This window comes from Acinetobacter sp. YH01019 (genome assembly GCF_013420285.1).
Taxonomy (GTDB): Bacteria; Pseudomonadota; Gammaproteobacteria; order Pseudomonadales; family Moraxellaceae; genus Acinetobacter; species Acinetobacter gandensis.
In genome coordinates this window covers 64163-70526 of the sequence record NZ_VOYM01000007.1, presented here as the reverse complement: position 1 = coordinate 70526, position 6364 = coordinate 64163, and the positions used below count along the sequence as shown (strand labels likewise).

The window sequence follows — 6364 nt, the reverse complement described above, 5'->3', positions numbered from 1 at the left end:
GGGTATTCTAAAGAGTGGCTCGAAAATGAAGTTCGTCCTGCCGTGGTTGAATTTCTGGCGCAGCGCGGTCTCGTGCTCTCTCAGGAAAAGACCAAAATCACGCACATAGGGAACGGGTTCGATTTTCTTGGCTGGAACGTACGTAAGTACAACGGCAAGCTACTGATCAAGCCGTCAAAGGCAAACATCAGCGCTCATCTTGACAAGCTGCGAGCATTAATCAATGCAAACAAAGCGACACGACAGGCCACTTTGATCGGTTTGCTCAACCCGATTCTAAGGGGTTGGGCCAACTATCATAGTCATGTCGTTGCCAAGAAGGTTTTCAACCAGGTAGACAACGCAGTGTGGGAAATGCTCTGGCGATGGGCTGTACGTCGCCACCCTCGCAAGACACTCCGATGGGTCAAAGATCGGTATTTCAAAGTACAAGGAGCGCGTCGATGGGTGTTCTCATGTGATGAACAGTCCGCCGATGGTCGGAAGCGACAATACACATTAGTGTCTGCCTCGGACACGCCAATTGTGCGACATATCAAGATCAAGGCTGCTGCTAACCCTCATGACCCCGCATGGGATGAGTACTTCGAATCCCGATGGGGTAAAAGAATGCTGGTCTCCGCAAAGGGGCGAGCCAAGCTGTATCGGGTGTGGCTAAAACAAGGTGGTCGCTGCTGCGCCTGTCTTAAACCAGTCACCAAAGATACACCATGGCACAGCCGTCATATTGTGAAGCTAAGTCATGGTGGAACGGATGCAGTTGCTAATCTTGAGATTTACCATCTGTATTGTCCGAGGAGTGTTCAGTTTGCCAATGTCAACGATGTATAACCGGGTGCCGAATGGCGCCTTAGCAGAGGCTTGAGCCGTGTGCTGGGAAACTCGCATGCACGGTTCTTAGGGGGTTGGACGTAGGTAACTGCGTCTGACTACCCGACAATCAGATGCGTCCCTGGGCGTTGGGACGTAAGAACTGGCTGTTTGCTGGTTCGCTGCGCAGCGGTCAGCGAGCAGCCAATATCATGACATTAATCCAGTCAGCAAAGCTGAATGGGCTGGATCCGTATGCCTATTTAAGTGATGTGCTGAAAAGGTTGCCGACACATAAAGTGACTCAGATTGAAGAATTGCTACCACACCGCTGGAAACCTGAACCGAATTAAAAAATAGGCATGGGGTTCAGCGGACGCTTACGTTTTACTTTGACTATTAAACTGTTTAGATTAATTTCCGAAAAAATTGAAATAAAAAAAAGTCCTCAAATGAGGACTTTTTTTTGCAAATAATCAGAAATTATTTTGCAGCAGCTTGAGCAGCAGCAACTTCTTCAGCGAAAGAAAGTTCAGCTTTTTTCTCAATACCTTCACCCACTTCGAAACGAACGAATTGAGCTACAGTTGTACCAGTTGATTTAAGAACGTCTGCAACTTTCTTATCGTTATCGATAACGTACATTTGGTTCTCAAGAACAACTTCGTTCAAGTATTTCTGAACAGAACCAGTCACCATTTTTTCAACGATGTTAGCAGGTTTGCCAGATTCTAAAGCTTTAGCTTCAGCAATTTCTTTTTCTTTAGCGATAAGGTCAGCAGAAACACCCGCTTCGTTTACAGCTACTGGGTTGAACGCAGCAATGTGCATTGCCAAGCCTTTACCAGTTGCAGCATCACCTGCATAAGATACAACAACACCAATTTTAAGACCGTGTTTGTAAACAGCAAGGTTGTCGCCTTCAACGATTTTAGCACGACGAACTTGGATGTTTTCACCGATTTTTTGAACAAGAGCAATACGAGTTTCTTCAACTGTAGCGCCGTCTTCAAGTTTTAATTCAGCGATTTGAGCAGCATCAGTTACGCCAGCAGCAAGAGCAGCAGCAGCAACTTTAGCAGAGAAACCAGCAAAGTTTTCGTCTTTAGCAACGAAGTCAGTTTGGCAGTTTACTTCTAAAAGGATTGCTTTGTTGCCTTCTTGAGCGATAGTGATCGCGCCATCAGCAGCAATGTTACCCGCTTTTTTAGCAGCTTTAGCTTGACCAGATTTACGAAGGTTATCAATCGCTAATTCGATGTCACCGCCCGCTTCTGTCAATGCTTTTTTACATTCCATCATTGCAAGACCAGTACGATCACGCAATTCTTTAACCATGCTTGCTGTAACTGCAGTCATGTTAATCTCCTAAATAGGGTAGAAAATGAATTCTTTTTAGAACAGAAACGGCCCAGAGCTATCTCTTGGGCCGTCTGCATACATGACGCTTACTTTGCCACCATCACATGTCGCAAAAATGACAAGCTTGCGTCAAACGCATTAAGCCTCAGGAGCTTCTTTAGCTTCTTCAACTTTAGCTTGTGCATTTGCTTGTGATTGAGCATATTCTTTACCAGCAAGAATCGCATCAGCCATAGCAGAAGCATACAAAGTAACTGCACGGATCGCATCGTCGTTACCAGGGATAACGTAGTCTACGTTGTCTGGGTTAGAGTTTGTATCAACGATACCGATTACAGGAATACCAAGGTTTTTAGCTTCTTTAATTGCAATTGCTTCGTGATCAACGTCGATTACGAATAATGCGTCAGGTAAACCACCCATGTTTTTAACGCCACCAAGACCGCGTTCAAGTTTTTCCATCTCACGAGTACGTTCTAAAGCTTCACGTTTAGTAAGCTTAGCGAAAGTGCCATCTTGAGATTGAGTTTGAAGGTCTTTTAGACGGTTGATTGACTGACGAAGAGTTTTCCAGTTAGTCAACATACCACCTAACCAACGGTGATCAACATATGGTTGGCCAGCACGTTGAGCTTGTTCACGGATGATTGCAGAAGCTGCACGTTTAGTACCAACGAACAAAACTTTGTTCTTTTTGCTAGCCAAGTTGTTAGCAAAGTTCAAAGCATCATTTAACGCAGGAACAGTGTGCTCAAGGTTGATGATGTGAATTTTGTTGCGCGCGCCGAAGATGTACTCGCGCATTTTTGGATTCCAAAAACGTGTTTGGTGACCGAAGTGAGCGCCTGCTTGAAGAAGGTCGCGCATGCTTACGTTGTAATCTGCCATTTTCTTTACCTTAAAGTTTGGGTTAGGCCTCCATATACCCGCATTCTCCACCTAAAAAGGCACCCAGAGAAATGTGTCGATATATGTGCGGATTTTATTGCCCCATCGCACAAAGCCCGCGAAATTTATTCACGAAAAAGCATTTGATAAAATGGGCGGCTATTTATACCATAGTCACATACAAATTTCCAAAAGTTTTTAGAGATCATGAACAGTACTTACGAAGCTCCACGCCGTTTAATTAAAACTCCAGACGAAATAGAAAAAATGCGTGTGGCAGGTCGGTTGGCAGCTGAAGTTTTGGATATGATCAAACCGCATATTGTTCCAGGTGTGACTACCCTTGAACTTGATACGATTTGTCATGACTATATCGTTAATAAACAAGAAGCTATTCCAGCTTGCTTAGGCTATGGTGCAGCACCTGGTCGTCCTGCATTCCAACATGTAATCTGTACATCAGTGAACCATGTGGTCTGTCATGGTATTCCATCTGATGCTAAAAAATTAAAGAAAGGCGACATCCTCAATATTGATGTAACCGTAATTAAAGATGGCTACCACGGTGACACGAACATGATGTACATCGTAGGCGGTGAAACATCTATTTTAGCCAACCGTTTATGTAAAGTTGCGCAAGAAGCCATGTACCGCGGTATGGCTGTAGTAAAACCTGGTGCAACCATGGGTGATATTGGTAATGCCATTCAACAATATGTTGAGTCTGAGCGTTTTGGTGTTGTCCGTGAATATTGTGGCCATGGTATTGGTACCGTGTTCCATGATGAGCCACAAGTGCTTCATTACGGTCAACCAAATACAGGCATGATCTTAGAAGAAGGTATGACATTCACCATTGAACCAATGGTCAATGGTGGTGACTGGAAAACTAAACTTCTTGGCGACAAATGGACTGTGGTCACTAAAGATCATAGCTTGTCAGCACAGTATGAACACACACTACTTGTAACAAAAAATGGTGTAGAAGTACTTACTGCTCGCCCTGATGAAGACCTATCTCGCTTCGTTCAATAATCAAAGCGTTTTATTTTTAAATAGATATAATGAAGACCATCTACTTTGATGGTCTTTTCTGTTGTTTGTAAATGATTACGTTCTTTTAAATAAATACTCCAATAATTTGAATAAAATAAATCACCTGCGTATCTAAATTAAACTTTGTAAATCTTTTTAATGAATCCGCTAATTTTTTGCATATTGGTGCTTTTTTCGCTCCCCATTACGGTGCAATTAAGCTAAGATAGTGTGCTTTTTTATTTTTTAATCCCTATAAGAAGGAATACTGCCGTGGACGTACGTCTGTCTGATCGTGTAAATAGCATCAAACCGTCCCCTACACTTGCTGTTACTAACAAAGCTGCTGAACTTAAAGCTGCTGGTAAAAACGTAATTGGTTTAGGCGCAGGTGAACCGGATTTCGATACCCCACAACACATCAAAGATGCTGCAATTGCTGCTATCAACAATGGCTTTACAAAATATACAGCTGTTGACGGTACTCCAGGTCTTAAAAAAGCAATTATTGCTAAATTAAAACGTGACAATAATCTTGAATACGCTGCGAACCAAATCTTGGTTTCTTGTGGTGGTAAACAATCTTTCTTTAACTTGGCACTTGCTTTGTTAAACAAAGGTGATGAAGTAATTATTCCTGCACCTTACTGGGTAAGCTACCCTGACATGGTGATTATCGCTGAAGGCGTGCCTGTAATTGTAAAATGTGGCGAAGAACAACGTTTCAAAATCACTCCTGCTCAATTAGAAGCTGCAATTACTGACAAAACTCGTTTAGTAGTATTAAACAGCCCTTCAAATCCAACAGGTATGATCTACACTAAAGCTGAATTAGAAGCTTTAGCTGACGTACTTCGTAAATACCCTGAAGTTCTTGTTGCTTCTGATGATATGTACGAACCAATCCGTTGGGACGACGAATTCTACAACATCGCAACTGTTGCACCAGACCTTTACGACCGTGTGATCGTTCTTAACGGTGTATCTAAAGCTTATGCAATGACTGGCTGGCGTATTGGCTATGCAGCGGGTCCTGCAAAACTGATCGGTGCGATGAAAAAAATCCAATCTCAATCAACTTCAAACCCAACTTCTATTTCACAAGTTGCTGCAGAAGCTGCATTAAATGGCCCTCAAGACGTTCTTGAGCCAATGATTGAAGCATTCAAACGTCGTCACGACTTAGTTGTAAAAGGTTTGAACGACATCAACGGTATTACTTGCCTTCCAGCTGATGGTGCATTCTATGCATATGCAAACATTCGCCCATTGATTCGTGCGAAAGGTTTAAAATCTTGCACAGAATTCTCTGCATGGTTATTGGAAGAAACTGGTGTTGCAGTTGTTCCTGGTGATGCGTTCGGTCTTGGTGGCTACATGCGTATTTCATATGCAACTGCTGACGAAGTGCTTGTTGATGCGCTTGCTCGTATCAAAAAAGCTGCTGATTCAATCGAAGGCGTTGACGCTGCGATTGCTTCCATTGCTGCTGAAAAATAATCTGCTTTTAAAAAGCTAGATTTAAAAAACCCGCGAATATCGCGGGTTTTTTATACTCATCAAAAGAATAAATTAATACGCTTCACTTCAACACGCTTTTGATCAATTTTTTTCGCGGTTCAAACTAAATAACAAAGCTCATCCAGCCCATTTGACTTCCTTCAAATCGACTTAAATATTAAAAGCCAAACGATAAAACCTAAAACTAACCTTCATATTCAAATCTTTGGTTTGCATTCTTTTTACGTTTTCAGCTATGTTAATTAAATAAGTTCCATTTTAGAACCCAAAACAACCACAAAACTAACCTATCCAGAGATATACCAATGAACATCAAAGAAATGACTGGACTCGAAATTTTAAAGGCAATGATGCAAGGCCAAATTCCACCTGCAAGCATTAGTGAAATTATTCCAATGCAACCCAAAAAGATTGAACAAGGTAATGTAGAGTTTGTTGTAAAAGCCGATCAGCGCCATTTAAATCCACTTGGTGGTGTGCATGGTGGCTTTGCAGCAACAGTCTTAGATACAGTTACAGGGTGTGTCGTACACTCAGCATTAGAAGCTGGTATAGGCTATGGCACCATTGATCTCAATATAAAAATGTGTAGACCTATCCCTAAAAATCAAGATTTAACCGCAATAGGCCATTTAATTAATATCAGCAAAAATTTAGCAATTTCAGAAGGCAGAATTATGGATAACAATGGAAAGATATATGCTCATGCAACAGCGACATGCATGATTATCCGTGCTTAAAGTTTCAT

Annotated in this window: 6 protein-coding genes and 1 pseudogene; 5 read left to right on the top strand and 2 right to left on the bottom strand. The window is 42.1% G+C overall.

What is annotated here, in order from left to right:
• Positions 1–831 (top strand): group II intron maturase-specific domain-containing protein (locus FTT84_RS03400; RefSeq protein ID WP_306670105.1); only part of this gene is annotated, 831 nt, incomplete at its 5' end.
• Positions 832–935: 104 nt separating this feature from the next.
• A pseudogene (locus FTT84_RS03395) lies at positions 936–1163 on the top strand (transposase domain-containing protein); the annotation flags it as partial.
• Between the two features lie 130 nt (positions 1164–1293).
• Here the strand turns inward: FTT84_RS03395 and tsf are convergent.
• Positions 1294–2169 (bottom strand): translation elongation factor Ts, encoded by an 876-nt coding sequence (gene tsf / locus FTT84_RS03390; protein ID WP_067765103.1) that lies wholly within the window; start codon positions 2167–2169, stop codon positions 1294–1296.
• 141 nt (positions 2170–2310) lie between these two features.
• Entirely contained in the window at positions 2311–3060 is a 750-nt protein-coding gene (rpsB, locus tag FTT84_RS03385; RefSeq protein WP_067765106.1) for a 30S ribosomal protein S2, read from the bottom strand.
• Between the two features lie 207 nt (positions 3061–3267).
• Between rpsB and map the strand changes: the two genes are divergently transcribed.
• The 3 genes from map to FTT84_RS03370 all read left to right on the top strand — a co-directional run bounded on the left by map (position 3268) and on the right by FTT84_RS03370 (position 6356).
• On the top strand, positions 3268–4095 hold the full coding sequence (gene map / locus FTT84_RS03380) for a type I methionyl aminopeptidase (RefSeq protein ID WP_067765108.1): 828 nt from the start codon (positions 3268–3270) through the stop codon (positions 4093–4095).
• 273 nt (positions 4096–4368) lie between these two features.
• Entirely contained in the window at positions 4369–5595 is a 1227-nt protein-coding gene (locus FTT84_RS03375) for a pyridoxal phosphate-dependent aminotransferase (RefSeq protein WP_067765111.1), read from the top strand.
• Positions 5596–5921: 326 nt separating this feature from the next.
• Positions 5922–6356, top strand: a complete 435-nt coding sequence (locus FTT84_RS03370; RefSeq protein WP_180058248.1) for a PaaI family thioesterase — start codon at positions 5922–5924, stop codon at positions 6354–6356.
• Positions 6357–6364: the final 8 nt, after the last annotated feature.